The sequence below is a fragment of the Streptomyces sp. NPDC097619 genome (assembly GCF_040302735.1).
Taxonomy (GTDB): domain Bacteria; phylum Actinomycetota; class Actinomycetes; order Streptomycetales; family Streptomycetaceae; genus Streptomyces.
Window position 1 is genome coordinate 1 of record NZ_JBEOSD010000032.1, and the last position, 22,185, is coordinate 22,185.

Here is a 22,185-nt window from a genome sequence, read left to right on the forward strand (position 1 = left end):
CGGCCGTCGGCGATCCTCCGCCAGTTGGTACGGGCCAGGACCTGCTGGACCGCGAGCACCTGGGCGGCCTGCAGATGCGCCCGGACACCCCCACCCGGCCCCCCACCCCCTCCAGCGCCAGCAGCCTCTCCTTGCGGTCGAGCCCGCCCCCGTACCCCGTCATGCTCCCGGAGGCCCCGATCACCCGGTGGCAGGGCACCACGATGCCGATCGGGTTCTTGCCGTTGGCGAGCCCCACCGCCCGGGAGGCGTTGGGTTTGCCCAGCCGCGCGGCGAGCTCCCCGTAGGACCAGGTCTCCCCGTAGGGGATCTGCCGGAGCTGGTCCCACACGCTGCGCTGGAACTCGGTGCCCTCCAGCCGCAGCGGCAGGTCGAAGACGGTCAGCTCGCCCGCGAAGTACGCCGTGAGCTGCCGCCCCACCTCCGCGAACGGCTCCTCTTCGGGATCCACCCGCGGGCCGAAGGTCTCCTCGGCCGGCCGGTGCCGCTGTCCGGTCATGTAGAGCCCGCTGAGGACCCCGTCGGTGGCGACGAGGGTGAGCGGCCCGTACGGGCTGTCGACGACGGTGTGCTGTCGGTTCTGCTGCTCCATGGCGGTGCTTTCTGTGCTGACCGGCCGGGACCGGCGGGAACGGGTCGGGGGTCGAGGGGGCCCGGGGCGGCGGAGTGCTCGCGGCCGGGCCGGTCAGTCCGGCAGCAGGTTCACCGGGTGCGAGTCGGTGGCCCACAGGTACTGCACGGCGTAGGCCCGCCAGGGCCGCCAGCTCGTGGCGCGGGCGGTGAGCGCCGCCGGGGTGTGCGGCAGTCCCAGGGCCTGTGCGGCCTTGCGCACGCCGAGGTCGGAGGCGAGGAAGGCGTCCGGGTCCCCGAGGGCCCGCATCGCGATCACCTCCACGGTCCAGGGCCCGAATCCGGGCAGCGTGCCGAGCTGGGCGCGGGCCCGTTCCCAGTCGCTGTCGATGCCGAGCGGCAGGGAGCCGTCGGCGAGGGCCGCGGCCAGGGTGGTGAGGGTGGTGCGGCGGCTGCGGGGGAGGGCCAGGGTCTCCGGGTCGAGCCCGGCCAGGGCAGCCGGTGCGGGGAAGAGCCGGGTGAGGCCGCCCTCCGGGTCGGAGACCGGCTCGCCGTGAGCGGCCGCGAGCCGCCCCGCGTGGGTGCGGGCGGCCGCCGTGGACACCTGCTGTCCCAGGACGGCCCGGACGGCGAACTCGGCGGCGTCCACGGTGCGCGGGACGCGGCGGCCGGGACCGGCCGCGACCAGCGGGGCGAGCAGCGGGTCCGCGGACAGCTGGGCGTCCACGGCCTCCGGGTCGGCGTCCAGGTCCAGCATCCAGCGGCAGCGGCTGATGGCGATGGTGAGGTCGCGCAGGTCGGTCAGGGTCAGCCGGCACTCCACGTGGCCCTCCCGAGGGGCGAGGGCGACCACCCCGGTCCCGTAGGGGAGGCGCAGGGTCCGCCGGTAGGCGCCGTCCCGCCATTCCTCGACCCCGGGCACGGCGGTGGCCGCGAGGTGCCCGAAGAGGTTGGAGGGGTTCAGCGGGGCCCGGTACGGCAGCCGCAGGGTCAGCGTGCCGGGGGCCGGCGCGGCGGTCGGGCCGCCGGATCCGCCGCCGGACTTCGCGGCGCGGGCCCGCAGCTCGCCCGGGGCCAGTGCGAAGACCTCGCGGACCGTCTCGTTGAAGGTGCGGATCGAGGAGAACCCGGCGGCGAAGGCCACCTCGGCCATGGGCAGCGCCGAGGTCTCGATGAGCAGCCGGGCGGTCTGGGCCCGCTGGGCCCGCGCCAGGGCCAGGGGGCCCGCGCCCAGCTCGGCGTTGAGCTGCCGTTCGATCTGGCGGGTGGAGTAGCCGAGCCGGGAGGCGAGCCCGGGGACCCCTTCGCGGTCCACGACGCCGTCGCGGATCAGCCGCATCGCGCGGGCCACGGCGTCGGCCCGGGCGTTCCACTCGGGGGAGCCGGGGCTGGTGTCGGGGCGGCACCGCTTGCAGGCCCGGAAGCCGGCCTGCTGGCAGGCGGCGGCGCTGGGCAGGAAGGTCATGTTCTCGGTCTTCGGGGGCACGGCCGGGCAGCTGGGTCGGCAGTAGATCCGGGTCGTCAGGACGGCGGTGAAGAACCATCCGTCGAAGCGGGCGTCCTTGGACCGCACGGCGCGCACGCAGCGCTCGGTGTCGGTGTGCATGACTCCAGCATCCGGTACCCGGACACCCGGGGCTGGCGGTTTTCCGACATCACGCTCACGGGTGAGCCGTCGCGGGGGAGCCCCTTTCACCCGGCCCGCGGACCTCGTGCGGCGCGGGCCCGGGCACGCCGGAGCCCCGGTCGCCCCGGAGCCGCCGAAGCCCCCGCGCCCCGAAGCCCCCGGGCACGCCGGAGGCCCCGGACACCGTGGGTGTCCGGGGCCTCCTCGTGATCCTCGGTTCCGCGCCCCGGGGGGGCGCGGGTACCGCTAGCGCAGCTCGGTGGCCCGGGCCTCGCGGCGGTTGTGGCGGAAGGTGTTGACCCGCCGGGTGGTCGCGAACAGCGGAATGGTCGCGGCCAGCACGATCTGCAGGGCGCAGCCGGTCTGGAGCAGGGCCTGACCGCCGGGGGCGTCGAAAGCCCAGGCGGCCAGCAGGCCCATGGCGCCGACGATCCAGCTGAGCATCGCCACCGCGAGGACGCCCCGCGGCTTCGGGTACTCGACCCGGCTCACCATCAGCCAGGCCACACCGATGATGGCCAGCAGGGTGGGCACGAAGGGCAGCTCCAGCAGCACGATCGACACGACCGTCAGCGCGCCGAAGGGGCTCGGCATGCCCTGGAACATGCCGTCCTTCATGGTGACGCAGCTGAATCTCGCGAGTCTGAGCACCACGGCGAGCAGCACCACGATCGCCGCCAGCGCCGACACCCGCTGGTGCGCGTCGTCGGCGACCATGCCGTAGACGAGCACGAAGTACGCGGGGGCCAGGCCGAAGCTGATCAGGTCGGACAGGTTGTCCAGCTCGGCGCCCATCGGCGAGCTGCGGAGCTTGCGCGCCACGAGCCCGTCGAAGAGGTCGAAGACCGCCGCGAGCAGCATCAGTATCACCGCGGTGGCGGCGCTGTGACGGGCCATGCCCGTCTCGTCACTGCCGGTGAGGTGCGGGATCAGGATCCCGGTGGTGGTGAAGTACACCGCCATGAAGCCACAGGTGGCGTTGCCGAGGGTGAGGGTGTCCGCTATCGACAGCCGCAGCGAGAGGGGCATCTCCTCGCCGTCGGTCTCCTCCTCGGCCTCCGGGACCCAGCCCGCCTGGGGCTTGGGGTGAGTCTCGGGGTCAGTCACGGTCAATTCGAGTCACTCCCGCCGTGGTGGCCTGACCGACCTCGACCGCGACCTCGACACCTTCCGGGAGGTAGATGTCGACGCGCGAGCCGAAGCGGATCAGACCGATCCGATCGCCCTGCTCCACCTTCGTGCCCGCGGGCACGTACGGGACGATGCGTCGGGCCACCGCGCCCGCGATCTGCACCATCTCGATGTCTCCGAGCTCGGTGTCGAAGTGCCAGACGACGCGCTCGTTGTTCTCGCTCTCCTTGTTGAACGCCGGGACGAAGCCGCCGGGGACGTGCTCGACCGCGGTCACCGTGCCCGCCAGCGGGGCGCGGTTGACGTGGACGTTCAGCGGGCTCATGAAGATCGCGACCCGGGTGCGGCCGTCCTTCCACGGCATGATGCTCTGCACCACGCCGTCGGCCGGCGAGATGACGCGGCCCTGGGCGATCTCGCGCTCGGGGTCGCGGAAGAACCACAGCATGCCCGCCGCGAGGGCGGTGGTGGGCACGGCCGCCGCGGCCCAGCGACCGGACTTGCGGGCGCGGGTCAGGCTGAACGCGGCCGTGGCCAGGGTCGGCAGGAGCCACGGCGATGCTCCGCGGGCGAGGCGTACGCCGGAGACGCTGTCTCGATGTGCAGAGGTTTGGCTGTGGGGCATGGATGACCTTCGTAGCGGGTGATCGCCGCGCCGCAAACAGGGGGACGGGACGGCGGCTTTACTGGAATGCTAGCGGTTACGTGTAACAACTGGGCAAGCCAGAAGCCGAGTCGATGGCCCGAAGCCGGTGACAGGGTGTGACCCTTTCGCGAACATTTTTCGGACAAAGCCCGGCGAAAGGGACGTTCAGCCCTGGAGTCGGTACTCCTCCAGCAGGCGTCGCCCAATGATCATTTTCTGGATCTCGGCGGTACCTTCACCGATCAGCAGCATCGGCGCCTCCCGGTAGAGCCGCTCGATCTCGTACTCCTTGGAGAACCCGTATCCACCGTGGATGCGGAAGGCGTCCTCCACCACTTCCTTGCAGTACTCGGAGGCGAGGTACTTCGCCATCCCGGCTTCGAGGTCGTTTCGTTCCCCGGAGTCCTTTTTGCGTGCCGCGTTCACCATCATCGCATGGGCGGCCTCGACCTTGGTAGCCATCTCGGCCAGCTTGAACTGGATCGCCTGGTGCTGGGCGATGGGCTTGCCGAAAGTGTGACGTTGCTGGGCGTAGGAGACACCCAGTTCGAAAGCACGCTGAGCGACCCCGCAGCCACGCGCCGCCACATTCACGCGGCCGACCTCGACCCCGTCCATCATTTGGTAAAACCCACGACCCGTGACCCCGCCCAGCACGCGATTGGCCGGAATGCGCAGTCCGTCCATGATGAGCTCGGTCGTGTCGACCCCCTTGTAGCCCATCTTGTCGATCTTGCCCGGAATGGTCAGGCCCGGACGGACCTCACCGAAGCCCGGCTCCTTCTCGACCAGGAAGGTCGTCATCGACTTGTGCGGGGCGGAACCCTCCGGGTGTCCTTCGTCACTCCGCACCAGCACGGCCACCAGCGTGGAGCTGCCGCCGTTGGTCAGCCACATCTTCTGACCGTTGAGGACGTACTCCTCGCCGTCCCGCACCGCCTTCGACGTGATGGCCGACACATCGGAGCCCAGCCCCGGCTCGGACATCGAGAAGGCCCCGCGCACCTCGCCCAGCGCCATCCGCGGCAGGAAGTGGTCCTTCTGCTCCTGCGTGCCGTGCTGCTTCAGCATGTACGCCACGATGAAGTGGGTGTTGATGATGCCGGAGACCGACATCCAGCCGCGCGCGATCTCCTCCACGCACAGGGCGTAGGTGAGGAGGCTCTCGCCCAGGCCGCCGTACTCCTCCGGGATCATCAGACCGAACAGCCCGAGCTCCTTGAGACCGTCCACGATCTCCTGGGGGTACTCGTCGCGGTGCTCCAGCGCCGTGGCGACCGGGATGATCTCCTTGTCGACGAACTCCCGGACGGTCTTGAGGATCTCCTGCTGGACGTCGGTGAGTCCGGCGGTCTGGGCGAGACGGGCCATCGTTACTTCCCCTGTTCCTTCAGCTGGGGCCGGCCGGGCTGCTCGCCGCCGCGCTCCTTGACGTAGGTCTCGGTCGGGACCATCACCTTGCGCCGGAAGACGCAGACGAGGGTGCCGTCCTGCTTGTAGCCCTTGGTCTCCACGTACACGATGCCGCGGTCGTCCTTCGACTTCGACGGGGTCTTGTCGAGGACCGTGGTCTCCCCGTACAGCGTGTCGCCGTGGAAGGTCGGCGCCACGTGCCGCAGCGACTCGATCTCCAGGTTGGCGATGGCCTTCCCGGAGACGTCCGGCACCGACATGCCCAGCAGCAGCGAGTACACGTAGTTGCCCACCACGACGTTCTTCCCGAAGTCGGTGGTGTTCTCGGCGTAGTTCGCGTCCATGTGGAGCGGGTGGTGGTTCATGGTGAGGAGGCAGAAGAGGTGGTCGTCGTACTCGGTGACCGTCTTCCCGGGCCAGTGCTTGTAGACCGCCCCGACCTCGAACTCCTCGTAGGTGCGTCCGAACTGCATGGCCCTACGCCTCCGGGATCTCGAACTTGGTGGTGCGCTGCATGCCCGCCGCCCGGCCCTTGCCCGCGATGACCAGCGCCATCTTCCGGCTGGCCTCGTCGATCATCTCGTCGCCGAGCATCGCCGAGCCCTTCTTGCCGCCCGCCTCGGAGGTGCACCAGTCGTAGGCGTCGAGGATCAGCTCGGCGTGGTCGTAGTCCTCCTGGGAGGGGGAGAAGACCTCGTTGGCGGCCTCCACCTGGCCCGGGTGCAGCACCCACTTGCCGTCGAAGCCCAGGGCGGCGGCGCGCCCCGCGACCTCGCGGTAGGCGTCCACGTCCCGGATCTGGAGGAAGGGGCCGTCGATGGCCTGGAGGTCGTGGGTGCGGGCCGCCATCAGGATCCGCATCAGGATGTAGTGGTAGGCGTCCGCCGGGTAACCGGGCGGCTGCATGCCCACGACCAGCGACTTCATGTTGATGGAGGCCATGAAGTCGGCCGGGCCGAAGATGATGGTCTCCAGGCGCGGCGAGGCGGCGGCGATCGCGTCGACGTTCACCAGGCCCTTGGCGTTCTCGATCTGCGCCTCGATGCCGATCCGGCCGACCTCGAACCCCATGGTCTTCTCGATCTGGGTGAGCAGCAGGTCCAGGGCCACCACCTGCTGGGCGTCCTGCACCTTCGGCAGCATGATGCAGTCCAGGTTCGGGCCGGCGCCCTCGACCACCGTGATCACGTCGCGGTAGGTCCAGTGGGTGGTCCAGTCGTTGACCCGGACCACCCGGGTCTTCCCGGTCCAGTCGCCCTGGTTCAGGGCCTCCACGATGGTGTGGCGGGCGCCCTCCTTGGCGAGCGGGGCGCAGGCGTCCTCCAGGTCCAGGAAGACCTGGTCGGCGGGGAGCCCCTGGGCCTTCTCCAGGAACCGCGGGTTCGAACCCGGGACCGCCAGGCAGGAGCGGCGCGGCCGGAGCCGGTTCACGGGCGTGGTCATGCGGGGACCTCCGTACTGATCAGGGGGCTGAGCTTGTTGGCTGTGCGGATCTCGTCGACGATACGGCCGATGATCTCCGTGATGCCGAAGTCCTTCGGGGTGAAGACGGCGGCCACTCCCGCGGCCTTCAGTTCCTCGGCGTCGGCGTTCGGAATGATGCCGCCGACGATGACGGGCACGTCACCCGCCCCCGCCAGGCGCAGTCGCTCCAGGACGTCGGGGACCAGCGCGCTGTGCGAGCCGGACAGGATGGACAGTCCCACGCAGTGCACGTCCTCCGCCAGGGCGGCCGTGGCGATCTGCTCGGGGGTGAGCCGGATGCCCTGGTAGACCACCTCGAACCCGGCGTCGCGGGCGCGGACGGCGATCTGCTCGGCCCCGTTGGAGTGTCCGTCCAGTCCGGGCTTGCCGACGAGCAGCCGCAGCCGTCCGGCGCCCAACTCCTCCGCGGTCCGGGTCACCTTGGCGCGGACCTCGGCCAGCGGGGTGCCGGGCTCGGCGGCGACCGCCACGGGGGCCGAGGAGACCCCGGTGGGGGCCCGGAACTCGCCGAAGACCTCGCGGAGGGCCCCGGCCCACTCGCCGGTGGTGACACCGGCGCGGGCGCACTCCAGGGTGGCCTCCATCAGGTTCTCGGTGCCCGCGGCGGCCTCCTTGAGGCGGTCCAGGGCCTGGCCGACGGTGGGGAAGACGAACGGGTCGCCCTCGCCCTGCCGGTCGGTGGACTCCTGCCGCTCGCCGCGCCAGCGCCCGATCCGCTCGACGATCTGCTGCTCCACCCGCCCGTCGACGGTCATGATGGCCGTGTCCAGGTCGGAGGTGAGCGGGTTGGGCTCGGTCTGCCGGAAGCAGTTCACTCCGACGATCTTGTCCTCGCCGGCCTCGATCCGGGCCCGCCGCTCGGCGTGCGAGGAGACCAGGCGGGACTTCAGGTAGCCCGACTCCACGGCCGCCATCGCGCCGCCCATCTCCTGGATCCGCTCGATCTCCTCCAGGCACTCCGCCACCAGGGCGTCGACCTTGGCCTCGATCACGTGGGAGCCGGCGAAGATGTCCTCGTACTCCAGCAGGTCGCTCTCGTGCGCCAGGACCTGCTGGATCCGCAGCGACCACTGCTGGTCCCAGGGGCGGGGCAGGCCCAGGGCCTCGTTCCACGCGGGCAGCTGCACGGCGCGGGCCCGGGCGTCCTTGGAGAGGGTGACGGCCAGCATCTCCAGGACGATCCGCTGGACGTTGTTCTCCGGCTGGGCCTCGGTCAGCCCGAGGGAGTTGACCTGGACCCCGTAGCGGAAGCGCCGCTGCTTGGCGTCCTCGATGCCGTACCGCTCCAGGGTGATCCGGTCCCAGATGCGCCCGAAGGCGCGCATCTTGCACATCTCCTCGATGAAGCGGACGCCCGCGTTCACGAAGAAGGAGATCCGCGCCACCACCTCGCCGAACCGTTCCGGCGGGACCTGCCCGGAGTCGCGGACCGAGTCGAGCACCGCGATCGCGGTGGACATCGCGTACGAGATCTCCTGGACCGGAGTGGCCCCCGCCTCCTGCAGGTGGTAGCTGCAGATGTTGATCGGGTTCCACTTCGGGATGTTGTTGACCGTGTACGCGATCATGTCCGTGGTCAGGCGCAGGCTCGGCCCGGGCGGGAAGACGTGCGTCCCGCGGGAGAGGTACTCCTTGACGATGTCGTTCTGGGTGGTGCCCTGGAGCCGGGAGACGTCCGCTCCCTGCTCCTCGGCGGCCACCTGGTAGAGCGCCAGCAGCCACATGGCGGTGGCGTTGATCGTCATCGAGGTGTTCATCTGCTCCAGGGGGATGTCCTGGAACAGCCTCCGCATGTCCCCGAGGTGGGAGACCGGCACGCCGACCCGGCCGACCTCGCCGCGGGCGAGGACGTGGTCGGGGTCGTAGCCGGTCTGGGTCGGGAGGTCGAACGCGACCGACAGACCGGTCTGCCCCTTGGCGAGGTTGCGGCGGTACAGCTCGTTGGACGCCTCGGCCGTGGAGTGGCCCGCGTACGTCCGCATGAGCCACGGCCGGTCCTTCTGGCGCTCAGTCATCTCAGGCGATCCTCAAGGCCGTTGTGGGATGGTCGGCGGTGTGGAGGGGCGGGGTCAGATGTCGCGGAAGCGGTTGATGGCGTCGAGGTGCCGGGCGCGCATCTCGTGGTCGCGGACGCCGAGGCCCTCCTCGGGCGCGAGGGCGAGCACGCCGACCTTGCCCTGGTGGAGGTTGCGGTGGACGTCGTACGCGGCCTGGCCGGTCTCCTCCAGGGAGTAGACCTTGGACAGGGTGGGGTGGATCCTGCCCTTGGCGATGAGGCGGTTGGCCTCCCACGCCTCGCGGTAGTTCGCGAAGTGGGAGCCGATGATGCGCTTCAGCGACATCCACAGGTAGCGGTTGTCGTACTCGTGCATGTAGCCCGAGGTGGAGGCGCAGGTGGTGATGGTGCCGCCCTTGCGGGTGACGTAGACGGAGGCGCCGAAGGTCTCCCGGCCGGGGTGCTCGAAGACGATGTCGATGTCCTCGCCGCCGGTCAGCTCGCGGATGCGCTTGCCGAAGCGCTTCCACTCGCGGGGGTCCTGGGTCTGCTCGTCCTTCCAGAACCTGTAGCCCTCGGCGTTGCGGTCGATGACGGCTTCGGCGCCCATCTTCCGACAGATCTCGGCCTTCTCGGGGGAGGAGACCACGCAGATCGGGTTGGCGCCGCCGGCGAGGGCGAACTGGGTGGCGTAGGAGCCGAGGCCGCCGCTGGCGCCCCAGATGAGGACGTTGTCGCCCTGCTTCATGCCGGCGCCGTTGCGGGAGACCAGCTGGCGGTAGGCGGTGGAGTTGACCAGGCCGGGGGAGGCGGCCTCCTCCCAGCTGAGGTGGTCGGGCTTGGGCATCAGCTGGTTGGACTTGACCAGGGCGATCTCGGCGAGGCCGCCGAAGTTGGTCTCGAAGCCCCAGATCCGCTGCTCGGGGTCGAGCATGGTGTCGTTGTGGCCGTCGGAGGACTCCAGCTCGACGGAGAGGCAGTGCGCGACGACCTCGTCGCCGGGCTTCCAGGCGTTGACGCCGGGGCCGGTGCGCAGGACCACGCCCGCCAGGTCGGAGCCGATGACGTGGTACGGCAGGTCGTGGCGCTTGGCGAGGTCGGAGGTCCGGCCGTAGCGCTCCAGGAAGCCGAAGGTGGAGAGCGGCTCGAAGATCGAGGTCCAGACCGAGTTGTAGTTGACCGAGGAGGCCATCACGGCCACCAGGGCCTCGCCCGGGCCCAGTTCGGGCAGCGGGACCTGGTCGACGTGCAGGGACTTGCGGGGGTCCTTCTCGCGGGTGGTGAGCCCGGCGAACATCTCCGTCTCGTCCTTGTGCACGGTGACCGCGCGGTAGGACTCGGGGAGCGGCAGGGCCGCGAAGTCCTCGGCCGTGGCGGCCTGGGACTGGATCGCTTCGAGGATGTGCTTCACGGTGGTGCCTCCGGCGAGGATGCGTCGAGGGAACGCTGAGGGTGGTCCGTTGGAGGTGCTGCCGTCGGTGCGGCGGTGCTGTGGTGCGAAGGCGCTGTGATGGGCGCGGAGCTGCCTGGTGACGCAGGCATCCGGGGCGCGTTCCGTGCACGGGTGAGGTGGACCGCGGGGACATCCGGACGCCTTCAACGTATGGCACCCCGTGTCACTCGGCAAGGCACTGCGTGCCAAAAACTTCTCTCATTTGCCGATTGACCTGCGCAGATGAGCGATGATCGATCAGAGTTACCGGCGAGTAGGGCCAACTCGGACAAACGGAAGTGGCCGCCCCCACACGGGAGCGGCCACTGTGATCCGGATCGCTTTTCGCTACGCCTGCGGTTCCTGCGACCGCTTGTTCCTGAGGGCTTCCTCGATGGTCCGCATGACCTCGTCCAGCGGGGCGTCCGTACGGGCCACCGCCACCAGCACCTCGCCCTCCGCGCGGGCCGTGGCGGCCGGCGCGGGCTCCGCCGCCGGCCCCTCCCCCTCCACCGCGGCCTGGCCGCGGCCGGCCCCGATCCCGGTGCCGAAGGTCTTGCGGACGATCCCGAAGGCGTGGTCGAGCTGGGTCTCCACGTCCCCGCGACCCCCCGCCCGCAGCCAGCGCCGCAGCACGTGGTTGTGGGCCGTCACCACGGCGGAGGCGGCCACCTCCGCCAGCAGCGGGTCGTCGTTGCCGTCGTGGTGGTCCTGCTCGTCGAAATGGGCCAGCAGGTAGCGGGTGAACAGCCGCTCGTAGCGGGCCACCGAGGCGATCTCCCGCTCCCGCAGCGTGGGCACCTCGCGGGTCAGCCGGTACCGCTCCACCGACACCGCGGGAGAGGCCGCGTACATCTTCATGACCTCTTTGATGCCCCGGCACACCGTGTCCAGCGGGTGCTCGGAGGCCGGTGCCGCCTCCAGCACCGCCTCGGCCCGGGTCAGGGTGTCGTCGTGGTCCGGGAAGATCGCCTCTTCCTTGGAGCGGAAGTGCCGGAAGAAGGTCCGGCGGGCCACGCCGGCCGTCGCGGCGATCTCGTCCACCGTCGTCGCCTCGTACCCCTTGGAGGCGAACAGCTCCATGGCGGCGGCGGCGAGCTCCCGGCGCATCTTCAGCCGCTGGGCGGCGGCGCGGGTCCCCGCGGCGCTCTCCGGGGCGTCCGGCGCGGCGGCGCGAGTGATCTTGGCGGACTGGGACATAAGGCGAACGTACTGCATGGCGCCGGGGGCGCGCGCCCGCGGGGGTGGATGCGGGGGAGGGCCCGCACTGGGCCCGGGAGGGTACGTCCGCCGTGATGAGGGTCCGGCGGACCCGAGCAGCCCTCCCCACGCATCCTGCTGGTGGGCGCCCGGCTCAGCGCCGGGCGTACTCACGGAATCCGCGGCCGGTCTTCCGGCCCAGGCAGCCCGCCGCCACCAGGTGCTCCAGCAGCGGGGACGGGGCCAGCCCCGGGTCGCGGAACTCCTTGTGGAGCACCTTCTCGATGGCCAGCGACACGTCGAGCCCGACCACGTCGAGCAGTTCGAACGGCCCCATCGGGTAGCCGCCGCCCAGCTTCATCGCCGCGTCGATCTCGTCCAGGCTCGCGTAGTGCTCCTCGACCATCTTGATCGCGTTGTTGAGGTACGGGAACAGCAGCGCGTTCACGATGAACCCGGCCCGGTCCCCGCAGTCCACCGGGTGCTTGCGGACCTTCGCGCAGACCTCCCGGACCGTGGCGTGCACCTCGTCCGAGGTCAGGACCGTCCGCACCACCTCGACCAGCTTCATCGCGGGCGCCGGATTGAAGAAGTGCATCCCGATCACGTCCTGCGGGCGGGAGGTGGCCCGCGCGCAGGCGATCACCGGCAGCGAGGAGGTGGTCGTGGCCAGCACCGCGCCCGGCTTGCAGATCCGGTCCAGGGCCGCGAACAGCTCCTGCTTGACGGCCAGGTCCTCGGCCACCGCCTCCACCGCCAGGTCCACCTCGGCGAAGGCGTCCAGGGAGCCCGCCGGGGCGATCCGGCCCAGGGTCTCCTCCCGCGCCTCCACCGTCAGGCGGCCCCTCGACACCGCACGGTCGAGGGACTTCCCGATCAGGGCCTTCGCGGCCTCCGCCTTCTCCGGGCTGCGGGCCGCGAGGACCACCTCGTACCCGGCCTGCGCGAAGACCTGCGCGATCCCGCCGGCCATCGTCCCGGACCCGGCCACGCCGACCCGTCGCACCTCGCGCCCGCCGCCCGCGCCGGCCCCGGCCGCCGGGGTGTCCGCGTCGGCCACGGTGACCCCGCTGCCCGGCTCCTCGTAGGAGTAGAAGCCGCGGCCGGCCTTCCGACCGGTCAGCCCGGCCTCGGCCAAATGCCCCAGGATCGGGGCGGGCGCGTGCAGCCGGTCCCCGGACGCCGCGTACATGGCCTCCAGGACCGTGCGGGCGGTGTCCACGCCGATCAGGTCCAGCAGGGCCAGCGGCCCCATCGGCAGCCCGCAGCCCAGCCGCATCGCCGCGTCGATGTCCTCGCGGGAGGCGTACCGGGACTCGAACATCGCGGCCGCCTGGTTCAGGTACCCGAACAGCAGCCCGTCCGCCACGAACCCCGGACGGTCCCCGGCCGACACCGGCTCCTTGCCCAGCTCCCGGGCCAGCTCCGTCACGGCGGCCACCGCCGTCGGCGCGGTCAGCACCGAGGAGACCACCTCGACCAGCTTCATCACGGGCGCCGGGTTGAAGAAGTGCAGGCCCAGCACCCGCTCCGGACGCTGTGACTCGGCCGCCAGCCGCGTCACCGACAGCGCGTTGGTGCCGGTGGCCAGCAACGCGTCCGGACGGACGATGGCGTCCAGCGAGGCGAACACCCGCTGCTTCAGGGCGAGGTCCTCCGGGACTACCTCGATCACCAGGTCGGCGTGGGCCGCCGCCTGCAGATCGGTGAACGTCCGGAACCGGGACAGGATCTCGGTGCGCTCCTGCGGGGTCATCCGGTCGCGGGACACGGCCCGACCGGTGGCGGCCTCCAGCGAGGCCGTCGCGCGGGCGGCGGCCGCCTCGCTGACGTCGATGCCGATGACCTCGCGGCCGGCCCGGGCGAGGACCTCGGCGATGCCGGTACCCATGGTGCCGAGACCGACGACGGCAATGGTGGTGAGCGGACTGGGCGGAGTGGACTGACGGTCCATCGCGGGACTCCAGTGGAATGAGGGGAGGTGACGGCTGGGCGCACGGCCGGGCGGGGCACGCGTGCGCGGGGGCGCGGCCTCGGCACCGCCGGAGCGGTGCGCACGGGACCGCGACGACCGGGCGTGCGGTGGCGCGGGGCGTACGGGTGCTGAGGGGCTGAGCGGCGGCCGAACCGGGCGGGAAGCCGGGCAGGGCCGGGCCGAGAGGACCCCGCACGGACCCGGGCGGCGCGCGGGCGCGCCGGCGGGAGAGCGGCGGAGCGGAGAACCGGCGGACCCTGTCCCGGGGTCAGCGCCGTGCGGACGTGCAGAACGTGCCGTACCGACCGGCACCCGAAACGGCTGCGTCACCAGGCCGCCACGAGTACCCGGTCCGGGACCACGGGTGGTGGTCGCCGGACTCGATGCACAGGAGACTAACTCGGCGGTAACCACTCCGCCAGTGGGCCGTCCGGGGGAACTGTGTGATGTGTGCCGCGCGCCCGCCCGCCGGGCCCTAACCTGACGGCCGTGGACGAGGAACTCGCCGCCCTCGCCGGGCGGGTACGGACCGAAGCGGCCGCGCAGGGCCCCGGGGCCGCCGCACGCGCCGCACACCTGCTGGCCGCCGACACCGACCGGGAGGAACTGGCCGCCGTGCTCACGGCCGCCGGAGCCGCCCTCTGGGAACGCGAGACGGCCGCCTTCCGACTGGGTTGCGCCGGCGACGACCGCGCCTTCGAGGCCCTGGTGCTGCTGCTCAACCACCGGGACCCGCCCCGCTGCGCCGCCGCCGCGCACGCCCTGTCCCGGCTCGGCGACCCGCGCACGGCGCGCGCCGCCGCCGCCCTGGCCACCAACCCGCTGCGGACCGCCTACGCCCTGCATCCGGTGCGGCTGCTGGTCCGGCTGCGGGCCCCCGAGTCGGTGCCCGCCCTCATCGCGACCCTGGGGCGGCTGCTGTCCCCGCAGGATCCGTACGGGCGGATCGCGCTGGCCTGCGTGGCCGGCCTGGGCGAGCTCGCGGACCCGCGGGCCCGGCCCGTGCTCACCGCCGCCCAGGCCCACCCCGGGCTGGCCGTCCCCGCCACCGAGGCCCTGCGTCGCCTCCCGGCCCCCCGGCGCGGCCGGGACTGAACCCGACGGTCCCGGCCGGCCCCGGTGCTCCGCCGCCGACGCGCCGGTGGGGGAGGGGCTACGGCCGCGGCTCTGGGACCACCGCGAACGCCTCGATCTCCAGGAGGAGTTCCGGCCGGAACAGCGCCGACACCTGTACCGCCGAGGAGGCGGGCAGGTGCTCCGGGGGGATCACCGCGTCCCGGGCCGCCCGCACCGCGGGCAGGTGCGCCACGTCCGTGACGAAGTACGTCAGCTTCACCACCGACTCGAAGCCGACCCCGGCCGCGGCGAGACAGCGGCGCAGGTTCTCGAAGACCTGCCGGGCCTGGGCGGCCGGGTCCCCGACCCCGACCACCTCGCCCCTCTCGTCGAGACTGCACTGGCCGGAGACGGCGACGAAGCGTCCCGTCCCCCACACGACGTGCTGGTAGCCGTTGCCGGGGGCCACACCCTCCGGGGCGGACACGCGGGTCAGATGATCACTGGTCATGACCGCATCCTGCCGCACCCCGCCATCCGCGCGTCACCCGCCGTCAGGAACGGAACCCCAGCAGCCCGTGCAGCGCTGAACCGCCCGCCGCGGGCACCGCCGCCCGCGTCCGCGGAACCGGCTCCGGCTCCGGGCGGGCCGGGCAGGAGGCCGTACCGCCCGCCGGGAGCTTCCCGCTCTCCAGGTAGTCGGCCAGGTGCCGGTCCAGGCAGGCGTTCCCGCTCAGCGCGATCCCGTGGTTGCCGCCGCCCTCCTCCACCACCAGCGCGGAACCCGCCAGCCGCTCCCGCATGCTCACCGCACCCGCGTAGGGGGTGGCCGCGTCCTCGGTGGCCTGGAACAGCAGCACCGGCGGCACCCGGGTGTTGGTCACGTCGGGGGCCGTCGACGGGGCCGTCTTCCAGAACGCGCACGGCGCGTTGTACCAGGCGTTGTTCCAGGTCATGAAGGGGGCCTTGGCGTGCGTGGCCCACATGTCCCGCCGCCAGGTGCTCCAGTCCCGGGGCCACGCCGCGTCCCGGCACTGCACCGCCGTGTACACGCTGTAGCTGTTCCCGGCCGCCGGGTCCACCGCCCCGAACCGCCGGTAGGCCGCCGCCAGCGGAGCCTCCTCGCCCTTCACCGCGTACGCCGCGAACGCCTCCGCCAGCGCCGGCCAGTAGCCGTCGTAGTAGCCGCCCGGCAGGTAGGTGTCCTCCAGCTCGGCCGGGCCCACCGTGCCCTCCGCGGGCCGGTCGCGCAGCTCCTGCCGCATCCGGTACCAGGCCGCCTCCACCTCCGCCGGATCCCCGCCCAGCCCGTAGGCGGCGTCGTGCCGGGCCACCCACGCCAGGAATGCCTTGTGCCGGGCGTCGAAGGCCACGTCCTGCGCCAGGTTGTCCTCGTACCAGACCCCGGACGGGTCCACCACGGAGTCCAGCACCATCCGCCGGACCCGCTGCGGGAAGAGCTTCGCGTACACCGCGCCCAGGTAGGTGCCGTACGAGTAGCCGAAGTAGCTGACCCGCTCCGCCCCCAGGGCCCGCCGCACCAGGTCCAGGTCCCGGGCCGTGCTCACCGTGTCCACGAAGGGCAGCACGTCCCCGTGCGCCCGCTCGCAGGACTCCGCGAAGGAGCGCACCCGGTCGAGGTTGGCCCGCTCGTCCTCCCACCGCCACGGCACCGGATCCGGCCGGACCGCCTCGAAGTGCCCCTTGGCGCAGTTCAGCACGGGCTCGCTGCGGCCCACCCCGCGCGGATCGAAGCCGATCACGTCGTAGCCGGCGGCCACCTTCGCGGGCAGGGCCGAGGCCACGAACCCGGCCAGGGTCCGGCCGCTGCCCCCGGGACCGCCCGGGTTCACCAGCAGCGGCCCCGCGGACTTCTTCGCCGTGTGCGGCACCCGGGTCAGCGCCAGCGCGATCCGACGGCCGGCGGGCCGCGCGTGGTCCAGGGGCACGCTCAGCGTCGCGCACTCCAGACGCGGGTACCGGGCGTCCGCGCAGCTCTTCCAGACGAGCGGGGCCACGGCGGCCGGTCCGCCCGCACCCGGTCCGGCCGCCGTACCGGACGGGGCGGACAGCACCGTCCCCGCCACGGCGCCGGCGGTCGCCAACAGCACAGCTGCGCGCTTCTTCATCGGGCCTCCCAGCCAGGTTCCTGCCGGAATGCTGCCGCGCGGAGGACCCGGAACGGTGTAATGCGGCTGCTCATTGGCCCGATCTGATGATGCTTCGGTACTCCTCCGCGCCGGTCCGGCTCCCGCCCGGCCCGGAAACGCCCCGAGGAGGGTGCGCCGGGCTGCCAAGCTGTCCCCGGCGGGCCGTGGCGCGGGACCCGCCCGGAGCTCCCGTCCCGGCGGGGATCCGGCCCCGGATTTGGGCGCCCGTGCCGAAGGTGGTTGGCTTGCCGCCGACCCCGAAGTCGAGCGTTCACTACTGCTGGAGGAACAGGTATGGCGCAGGTCGAGGCCACCACGGAGCGGATCATCGCGGCCGACCCGGAGACGGTGTTCGACGCGCTCGCGGACTACACCGGCATCCGGTCGAAGGTCCTGCCCGAGCACTTCAGCGAGTACGAGGTCAAGGAGGGCGGCGACGGCGAAGGCACCCTCGTGCACTGGAAGCTCCAGGCCACCAGCAAGCGGATCCGCGACTGCCTGCTGGAGGTGACCGAGCCCACCGACGGGCAGCTGGTGGAGAAGGACCGCAACTCCTCCATGGTGACCACCTGGACGGTCACCCCCGCCGGCGAGGGCCGCTCGCGCGCCGTGGTGAGCACCGTGTGGAACGGCGCCGGCGGCATCGGCGGCTTCTTCGAGAAGACCTTCGCGCCCAAGGGCCTCGGCCGCATCTACGACGCCCTGCTGGCCAACCTGGCCGCCGAAGTGGAGAAGTGAGCCCGCCGGTCCGTCACCGGATCGAGTGGATTCGACGGCCCGCGGCCCCGGACACGACCGGGCGGCGGGCCGTCCCGCGTTCCCGGCCCCCGCGGCCTACCCTGGGGTGCCTGCCCGGTCGGGCAGCTCGCCGCGCACCCAGCCACCCGGGGGCCCGATGAAGATCCTCATCTCCGCGGACATGGAGGGCGCCACGGGCGTGACCTGGCCCGCGGACGTCCTCCCCGGCACCCCGCAGTGGGAGCGCTGCCGGTCCCTGTTCACCTCCGACGTCAACGCCGCCGCCCTCGGCTTCTTCGACGGCGGGGCCGACGAGGTCCTCGTCAACGAGGCCCACTGGACCATGCGCAACCTGCTCCTCGAACGCCTCGACGAGCGCGTGGAGATGATCACCGGCCGCCACAAGACCCTCTCCATGGTCGAGGGCGTGCAGCACGGGGACGTCGACGGCATCGCCTTCGTCGGCTACCACACCGGCGCCGGCACCGAGGGCGTCCTCGCCCACACCTACCTCGCCAACTCCATCACCGGCGTCTGGGTCGACGGCGACCGCGCGAGCGAGGGGCTGCTCAACGCCCGCGTCGTCGCCGAGTACGGGGTGCCCGTGGTCCTCGTCACCGGAGACGACCTCACCTGCGTCGACGCCCGCGGCTACGCGCCCCGGGCCCGTACCGTCGCCGTCAAGGACCACGTCTCCCGCTACGCCGCGGTCTGCCGGCCGCCCGCGCGCACCGCCGCCGACATCCGGACCGCCGCGAAGGAGGCCGCCGCCCTGGCGGTCCGTCACGAACCGGCGCGGACCGGCCCGGTCGCCGTCGTCGTGGAATTCGACGCCGAACACCTGTCGGGCGCGGCCACCGTGGTGCCCGGTGTCGAGCGCACCGGCGAACGCCGCGTCGCCTACACCTCCGGCACCATGTACGAAGCGATCCGCACGTTCAAGGCCGTCACGACGATCGTCTCGGCGGCGATCGAGGAGCAGTATGGGTGACATGCGAACGACGGTCACGGATCCGGCCCGGCGGGCCGCCGGCGGGGCGACGGGCGCGGGCGCGCCGGCCCCCGGCCCGTCCGGGGTGGACGCCCTCGCCCTGGACGAGGTGGTCGAGTTCACCTCCGGCCTGATCCGCATCGACACCACCAACCGCGGCGGCGGCGACTGCCGGGAGCGGCCCGCCGCCGAGTACGCCGCCGAGCGCCTGGCCGGAGCCGGCGCGGAGCCGATGATGCTGGAGCGGACCCCGGGACGCACCAACGTCGTCGCCCGGATCCCCGGCACCGACCCGACCGCGGAGGCCCTGCTCGTCCACGGCCACCTGGACGTGGTCCCCGCCGAGGCCGCCGACTGGAGCGTGCACCCCTTCTCCGGGGAGGTCCGCGACGGGGTGGTCTGGGGCCGGGGCGCCGTGGACATGAAGAACATGGACGCGATGATCCTGGCCGTGGTCCGGTCCTGGGCCCGCACCGGGGTCCGCCCCCGCCGCGACCTCGTCATCGCCTTCACCGCCGACGAGGAGGACAGCGCCGTCGACGGCTCCGGATTCCTCGCCGACCACCACCCGGAGCTCTTCGAGGGCTGCACCGAGGGCATCAGCGAATCCGGCGCCTTCACCGTCCACCCGTCGCCGGGACTGTCCCTGTACCCGGTGGCCGCCGGCGAACGCGGCACCGGCTGGCTGAAGTTGACCGCCGAGGGCACCGCCGGACACGGCTCCAAGCCGAACCGCGCCAACGCCGTCAGCCGGCTCGCCCGGGCCGTGGCCCGGATCGGCGACCACCAGTGGCCCGTCCGCATCACCCCGACCGTCCGCGCCGCGATCCTCGCCCTCGCCGAGGTGCACGGCCTGTCCGCGGACCCCGACGCCCCCGACTTCGACCTCGACGGCTTCATCGCCGCCCTCGGCCCCGCCGCCGCCCTCGTCGAGGCCACCCTCCGCAACAGCGCCAACCCGACGATGCTCGACGCCGGCTACAAGGTGAACGTCATCCCGGGGCGGGCCACCGCCTTCGTGGACGGCCGCATCCTGCCCGGCGGCGAGGAGGAGTTCCGCGCCACCCTGGACCGCCTCACCGGCGAGGACGCCTCCTGGGAGTTCCACCACCGGGAGGTCGCCCTCGAAGCCCCCGTGGACGGCCGCACCTTCGCGGTGCTCCGCGAGTCCGTGGAACTCTTCGACCCGCGGGCCCGGGTGGTGCCCTTCTGCATGGCGGGCGGCACCGACGCCAAGCAGTTCTCCCGCCTCGGCATCACCGGCTACGGCTTCTCCCCGCTGAAGCTGCCGCCCGGCTTCGACTACTGGGCCCTGTTCCACGGCGTCGACGAGCGGGTCCCCGTCGACGCCCTCCACTTCGGCGTCCGCGTCCTCGACCACGCCCTGCGCACCCTGTAGCCGAAAGGCCCTGTAGCCGAAAGGCCCGCCATGGTGACCACCGCCCCGTACGGCAGCTGGCCCTCTCCCCTCACCGCGGCCCACGCCGCCGCCCTCGACGGCCGCCCCGAGCACCTGGGGGCCGTCGGCGCGGAGGTGTGGTGGACGGAGCCCCGGCCCGCGGAGGGCGGCCGCCGGGCCCTCGTCAGAGGCGTCGCGGACGGCCCGCCCGAGACCGTCCTGCCCGCCCCTTGGAACGTCCGCAGCCGGGTCGTGGAGTACGGGGGACGGCCCTGGGCGGCCGTGGACCGGCCCGGCGCCGGCCCCCTGGTGCTGTTCACGCACTTCCCCGACCAACGCCTCTACGCCCACGAACCCGGCCCCGCCGGCGGCCCGGTGACGGAGCCCCGCCCGCTGACCCCGGTCTCGACGGTCGGTGGCGGCCTCCGCTGGGCCGATCCGGTGCCCCGGCCCGAACGCGGCGAGGTCTGGTGCGTCCTGGAGGAGTTCACCGGCCCCCGCCCCACCGACGTCCGCCGGGTCCTCGCCGCCGTCCCGCTGGACGGATCGGCCGCCGAGGACCGGGCCGCCGTCCGCGAACTCACGGACGACCGGCATCGGTTCACCACCGGACTCCGGATCTCCCCGGACGGCCGCCGGGCCGTCCGGCTCGTCTGGGACCACCCCCGGATGCCCTGGGACGGCACCGAGCTCAAGCTCTCCGAGGTCACCGCCGACGGCCGCCTCACCGGGGAACGCACCGTCCTCGGCGGCCCCACGGAATCCGTGGCCCAGGCCGACTGGGCCGCCGACGGCTCGCTGCTCGCCGTCACGGACCGTACCGGCTGGTGGAACCTGCACCGGGTGGACCCCGCCACCGGCGGCACCGTTCCCCTGTGCCCCCGCGAGGAGGAGTTCGGCGGCCCCCTCTGGAAGACCGGCCTGAGCTGGTTCGCCCCGCTCCCCGAGGGCCCGGTGGCCGTCCTGCACGGCCGCGGCGAGACCCGCCTGGGGATCCTCGACCCCGGCACCGGCGACCTCGTCGACGCCGCGGGCCCCTGGACCTCCTGGCAGCCCACCCTGGCCGTGTCCGGGACCACCGTCACCGGGGTCGCCGCCGGACCGCGCAGCGGCCACGAGGTGGTCGCCCTCGACACGGCCGACGGCCACGCCCGGGTGGTCGCCGCCCGCGGCCCCGACCCCGTCGACCCCGCCTACTATCCCGAACCCCTCCTGCGCACCTTCCGCGGACCTGCCGGCCGGGACGTGCACGCCCTGCTCTACCCGCCGCACCACCCCGACCACACCGCACCCGCCACGGAACTCCCGCCCTACGTGATCTGGGCCCACGGCGGCCCCACCAGCCACGTCGAACCCGTCCTCGACCTGCACATCGCCTACTTCACCTCGCGCGGCATCGGCGTGGCCGAGGTCAACTACGGCGGCTCCACCGGCTACGGCCGCGCCTACCGGGAACGGCTCCGCGGCCAGTGGGGCGTCGTCGACGTGGAGGACTGCGCGGCCGTCGCCCTCGCCCTCGCCGCCGAGGGCACCGCGGACCCGGCCCGGCTCGCCGTGCGCGGCGGCAGCGCGGGCGGCTGGACGGCCGCCGCCTCCCTGGCCGTCCCCGGCCCCTACGCCTGCGGCACCGTCATCTACCCGGTGCTCGACGCCGCCGCCATCGCCGAGGAGACCCACGACCTGGAGTCCCGCTACCTCTGCGACCTCGCCGGACACCGCGCCGCCCGCTCCCCGGTGGCTCGCGCCGACCGGATCCGGGCCCCCTTCCTGCTCCTCCAGGGCCTGGACGATCCGGTCTGCCCGCCCGCCCAGGCCGAGCGCTTCCTGGCCCGGCTCGCGGGGCGCGGCGTCCCGCACGCCTACCTGGCCTTCGAGGGCGAGGGGCACGGCTTCCGGCGGGCGGACACCATGGTCCGCGCCCTGGAAGCCGAGCTGGGCCTGTACGTGCGGGTCTTCGGCCTCGACCGCGACGACGTCCCCCGTTCGGAGCTCAGCACATGACCGCGCGCGCCGGACGGCGGATGCTCGGGGCATGAGCTCCAAGACATCACAGGGTGGCGGTGGCGGCGGGGCCCGGGACTTCCTGACCCCGGGCCGGATCACCGCGCTGGTCCTCGCCGTACTCGGCCTGATCTTCGTCTTCCAGAACACCCGGCAGACCAAGATCCGCCTGCTCATCCCCGAGGTCACCATGCCGCTCTACCTGGCCCTGCTGGGCATGGGCGTGATCGGCGCGATCTGCGGGGCGTACCTCTTCCGCCGGCGCAAGTAGCGCGCGCCGGCGGAAGGGGCGGACCCGGGTGACCCCTCGGACCTCCGTGCGAGCCTTTCGCCCCAGGAAGCCCCAAGTAGCCTTCCGTAAAGGGCTGTTCACGG

At 72.8% G+C, this 22,185-nt stretch carries 19 protein-coding genes; 6 read left to right on the forward strand and 13 right to left on the reverse strand.

The features are described 5' to 3' along the window. From ABTZ17_RS11825 to ABTZ17_RS11875, 11 genes are all read right to left on the reverse strand, one after another. On the reverse strand, nucleotides 1-592 hold a 592-nt coding region (locus tag ABTZ17_RS11825; protein ID WP_502994647.1), incomplete at its 3' end, for a methylated-DNA--[protein]-cysteine S-methyltransferase. A 93-nt stretch (nucleotides 593-685) separates the two neighbouring features. Then, on the reverse strand, nucleotides 686-2,176 hold the full coding sequence (locus ABTZ17_RS11830; protein ID WP_352195414.1) for an AlkA N-terminal domain-containing protein: 1,491 nt from the start codon (nucleotides 2,174-2,176) through the stop codon (nucleotides 686-688). Between the two features lie 267 nt (nucleotides 2,177-2,443). Beyond that, nucleotides 2,444-3,310, reverse strand: coding sequence for a CDP-diacylglycerol--serine O-phosphatidyltransferase (pssA, locus tag ABTZ17_RS11835; protein ID WP_352195415.1), 867 nt, complete (start codon nucleotides 3,308-3,310; stop codon nucleotides 2,444-2,446). Then, nucleotides 3,297-3,953 (reverse strand): phosphatidylserine decarboxylase, encoded by a 657-nt coding sequence (locus ABTZ17_RS11840; protein ID WP_352195416.1) that lies wholly within the window; start codon nucleotides 3,951-3,953, stop codon nucleotides 3,297-3,299. Before ABTZ17_RS11840 ends, pssA begins: the two co-directional genes overlap by 14 nt. Nucleotides 3,954-4,139: 186 nt before the next feature. Next, nucleotides 4,140-5,345, reverse strand: a complete 1,206-nt coding sequence (locus ABTZ17_RS11845) for an acyl-CoA dehydrogenase family protein (protein ID WP_352195417.1) — start codon at nucleotides 5,343-5,345, stop codon at nucleotides 4,140-4,142. A 2-nt stretch (nucleotides 5,346-5,347) separates the two neighbouring features. Continuing rightward, complete coding sequence (locus tag ABTZ17_RS11850; RefSeq protein WP_352195418.1) at nucleotides 5,348-5,860, reverse strand: MaoC family dehydratase; 513 nt, start codon at nucleotides 5,858-5,860, stop codon at nucleotides 5,348-5,350. A 4-nt stretch (nucleotides 5,861-5,864) separates the two neighbouring features. Then, nucleotides 5,865-6,830 carry an HpcH/HpaI aldolase/citrate lyase family protein gene (locus ABTZ17_RS11855; protein ID WP_352195419.1) on the reverse strand — a complete coding sequence of 322 codons (966 nt, stop codon included), beginning with the start codon at nucleotides 6,828-6,830 and terminating at the stop codon, nucleotides 5,865-5,867. Continuing rightward, nucleotides 6,827-8,887: an ethylmalonyl-CoA mutase gene (locus ABTZ17_RS11860; RefSeq protein ID WP_352195420.1), complete on the reverse strand. Its 2,061-nt coding sequence runs from the start codon at nucleotides 8,885-8,887 to the stop codon at nucleotides 6,827-6,829. The genes ABTZ17_RS11855 and ABTZ17_RS11860 overlap by 4 nt, the downstream gene beginning before the upstream one ends. A 54-nt stretch (nucleotides 8,888-8,941) precedes the next feature. Continuing rightward, nucleotides 8,942-10,279, reverse strand: coding sequence for a crotonyl-CoA carboxylase/reductase (gene ccrA, locus ABTZ17_RS11865; RefSeq protein WP_352195421.1), 1,338 nt, complete (start codon nucleotides 10,277-10,279; stop codon nucleotides 8,942-8,944). 369 nt (nucleotides 10,280-10,648) lie between these two features. Continuing rightward, the gene (locus ABTZ17_RS11870) at nucleotides 10,649-11,518 is read right to left on the reverse strand and encodes a TetR family transcriptional regulator (protein ID WP_352195422.1); all 870 of its coding nucleotides are present in this window, start codon (nucleotides 11,516-11,518) and stop codon (nucleotides 10,649-10,651) included. Between the two features lie 136 nt (nucleotides 11,519-11,654). Beyond that, nucleotides 11,655-13,454 carry a 3-hydroxyacyl-CoA dehydrogenase family protein gene (locus ABTZ17_RS11875; protein ID WP_352195423.1) on the reverse strand — a complete coding sequence of 600 codons (1,800 nt, stop codon included), beginning with the start codon at nucleotides 13,452-13,454 and terminating at the stop codon, nucleotides 11,655-11,657. Nucleotides 13,455-13,964: 510 nt separating this feature from the next. Here ABTZ17_RS11875 and ABTZ17_RS11880 point away from each other — a divergent pair. Then, nucleotides 13,965-14,570 (forward strand): HEAT repeat domain-containing protein, encoded by a 606-nt coding sequence (locus ABTZ17_RS11880; RefSeq protein WP_352195424.1) that lies wholly within the window; start codon nucleotides 13,965-13,967, stop codon nucleotides 14,568-14,570. A 58-nt stretch (nucleotides 14,571-14,628) separates the two neighbouring features. Here the strand turns inward: ABTZ17_RS11880 and ABTZ17_RS11885 are convergent, their stop codons facing one another. Both ABTZ17_RS11885 and ABTZ17_RS11890 read right to left on the reverse strand, forming a co-directional pair. Further along, nucleotides 14,629-15,042, reverse strand: coding sequence for a RidA family protein (locus tag ABTZ17_RS11885; RefSeq protein ID WP_352195425.1), 414 nt, complete (start codon nucleotides 15,040-15,042; stop codon nucleotides 14,629-14,631). A gap of 43 nt (nucleotides 15,043-15,085) precedes the next feature. Next, a complete protein-coding gene (locus tag ABTZ17_RS11890; protein WP_352195426.1) occupies nucleotides 15,086-16,660 on the reverse strand; it encodes an alpha/beta hydrolase in 1,575 nt (524 codons plus the stop codon). 315 nt (nucleotides 16,661-16,975) lie between these two features. On the opposite strand from ABTZ17_RS11890, the gene ABTZ17_RS11895 reads away from it, so the two are divergent. The 5 genes from ABTZ17_RS11895 to ABTZ17_RS11915 all read left to right on the forward strand — a co-directional run bounded on the left by ABTZ17_RS11895 (nucleotide 16,976) and on the right by ABTZ17_RS11915 (nucleotide 22,081). Then, nucleotides 16,976-17,419, forward strand: coding sequence for an SRPBCC family protein (locus ABTZ17_RS11895; RefSeq protein WP_352195427.1), 444 nt, complete (start codon nucleotides 16,976-16,978; stop codon nucleotides 17,417-17,419). Nucleotides 17,420-17,576: 157 nt separating this feature from the next. Further along, on the forward strand, nucleotides 17,577-18,410 hold the full coding sequence (locus ABTZ17_RS11900; RefSeq protein WP_352195428.1) for a M55 family metallopeptidase: 834 nt from the start codon (nucleotides 17,577-17,579) through the stop codon (nucleotides 18,408-18,410). A gap of 1 nt (nucleotide 18,411) precedes the next feature. Continuing rightward, nucleotides 18,412-19,809 carry a M20/M25/M40 family metallo-hydrolase gene (locus ABTZ17_RS11905; RefSeq protein WP_352195429.1) on the forward strand — a complete coding sequence of 466 codons (1,398 nt, stop codon included), beginning with the start codon at nucleotides 18,412-18,414 and terminating at the stop codon, nucleotides 19,807-19,809. Nucleotides 19,810-19,839: 30 nt separating this feature from the next. Continuing rightward, nucleotides 19,840-21,810: a prolyl oligopeptidase family serine peptidase gene (locus ABTZ17_RS11910; protein WP_352195430.1), complete on the forward strand. Its 1,971-nt coding sequence runs from the start codon at nucleotides 19,840-19,842 to the stop codon at nucleotides 21,808-21,810. A gap of 31 nt (nucleotides 21,811-21,841) precedes the next feature. Further along, a complete protein-coding gene (locus ABTZ17_RS11915) occupies nucleotides 21,842-22,081 on the forward strand; it encodes a LapA family protein (protein ID WP_352195431.1) in 240 nt (79 codons plus the stop codon). Nucleotides 22,082-22,185 lie beyond the last annotated feature (104 nt).

Bases quoted from the DNA above. Each gene is read 5' to 3' on its own strand.
- ABTZ17_RS11830 (WP_352195414.1), bottom strand. From the start codon at position 2,176: ATGCACACCGACACCGAGCGCTGCGTGCGCGCCGTGCGGTCCAAGGAC.
- ABTZ17_RS11840 (WP_352195416.1), bottom strand. From the start codon at position 3,953: ATGCCCCACAGCCAAACCTCTGCACATCGAGACAGCGTCTCCGGCGTA.
- ABTZ17_RS11845 (WP_352195417.1), bottom strand. From the start codon at position 5,345: ATGGCCCGTCTCGCCCAGACCGCCGGACTCACCGACGTCCAGCAGGAG.
- ABTZ17_RS11850 (WP_352195418.1), bottom strand. From the start codon at position 5,860: ATGCAGTTCGGACGCACCTACGAGGAGTTCGAGGTCGGGGCGGTCTAC.
- ABTZ17_RS11855 (WP_352195419.1), bottom strand. From the start codon at position 6,830: ATGACCACGCCCGTGAACCGGCTCCGGCCGCGCCGCTCCTGCCTGGCG.
- ABTZ17_RS11860 (WP_352195420.1), bottom strand. From the start codon at position 8,887: ATGACTGAGCGCCAGAAGGACCGGCCGTGGCTCATGCGGACGTACGCG.
- ABTZ17_RS11870 (WP_352195422.1), bottom strand. From the start codon at position 11,518: ATGCAGTACGTTCGCCTTATGTCCCAGTCCGCCAAGATCACTCGCGCC.
- ABTZ17_RS11875 (WP_352195423.1), bottom strand. From the start codon at position 13,454: ATGGACCGTCAGTCCACTCCGCCCAGTCCGCTCACCACCATTGCCGTC.
- ABTZ17_RS11885 (WP_352195425.1), bottom strand. From the start codon at position 15,042: ATGACCAGTGATCATCTGACCCGCGTGTCCGCCCCGGAGGGTGTGGCC.
- ABTZ17_RS11890 (WP_352195426.1), bottom strand. From the start codon at position 16,660: ATGAAGAAGCGCGCAGCTGTGCTGTTGGCGACCGCCGGCGCCGTGGCG.
- ABTZ17_RS11895 (WP_352195427.1), top strand. From the start codon at position 16,976: ATGGCGCAGGTCGAGGCCACCACGGAGCGGATCATCGCGGCCGACCCG.
- ABTZ17_RS11900 (WP_352195428.1), top strand. From the start codon at position 17,577: ATGAAGATCCTCATCTCCGCGGACATGGAGGGCGCCACGGGCGTGACC.
- ABTZ17_RS11905 (WP_352195429.1), top strand. From the start codon at position 18,412: ATGCGAACGACGGTCACGGATCCGGCCCGGCGGGCCGCCGGCGGGGCG.
- ABTZ17_RS11910 (WP_352195430.1), top strand. From the start codon at position 19,840: ATGGTGACCACCGCCCCGTACGGCAGCTGGCCCTCTCCCCTCACCGCG.
- ABTZ17_RS11915 (WP_352195431.1), top strand. From the start codon at position 21,842: ATGAGCTCCAAGACATCACAGGGTGGCGGTGGCGGCGGGGCCCGGGAC.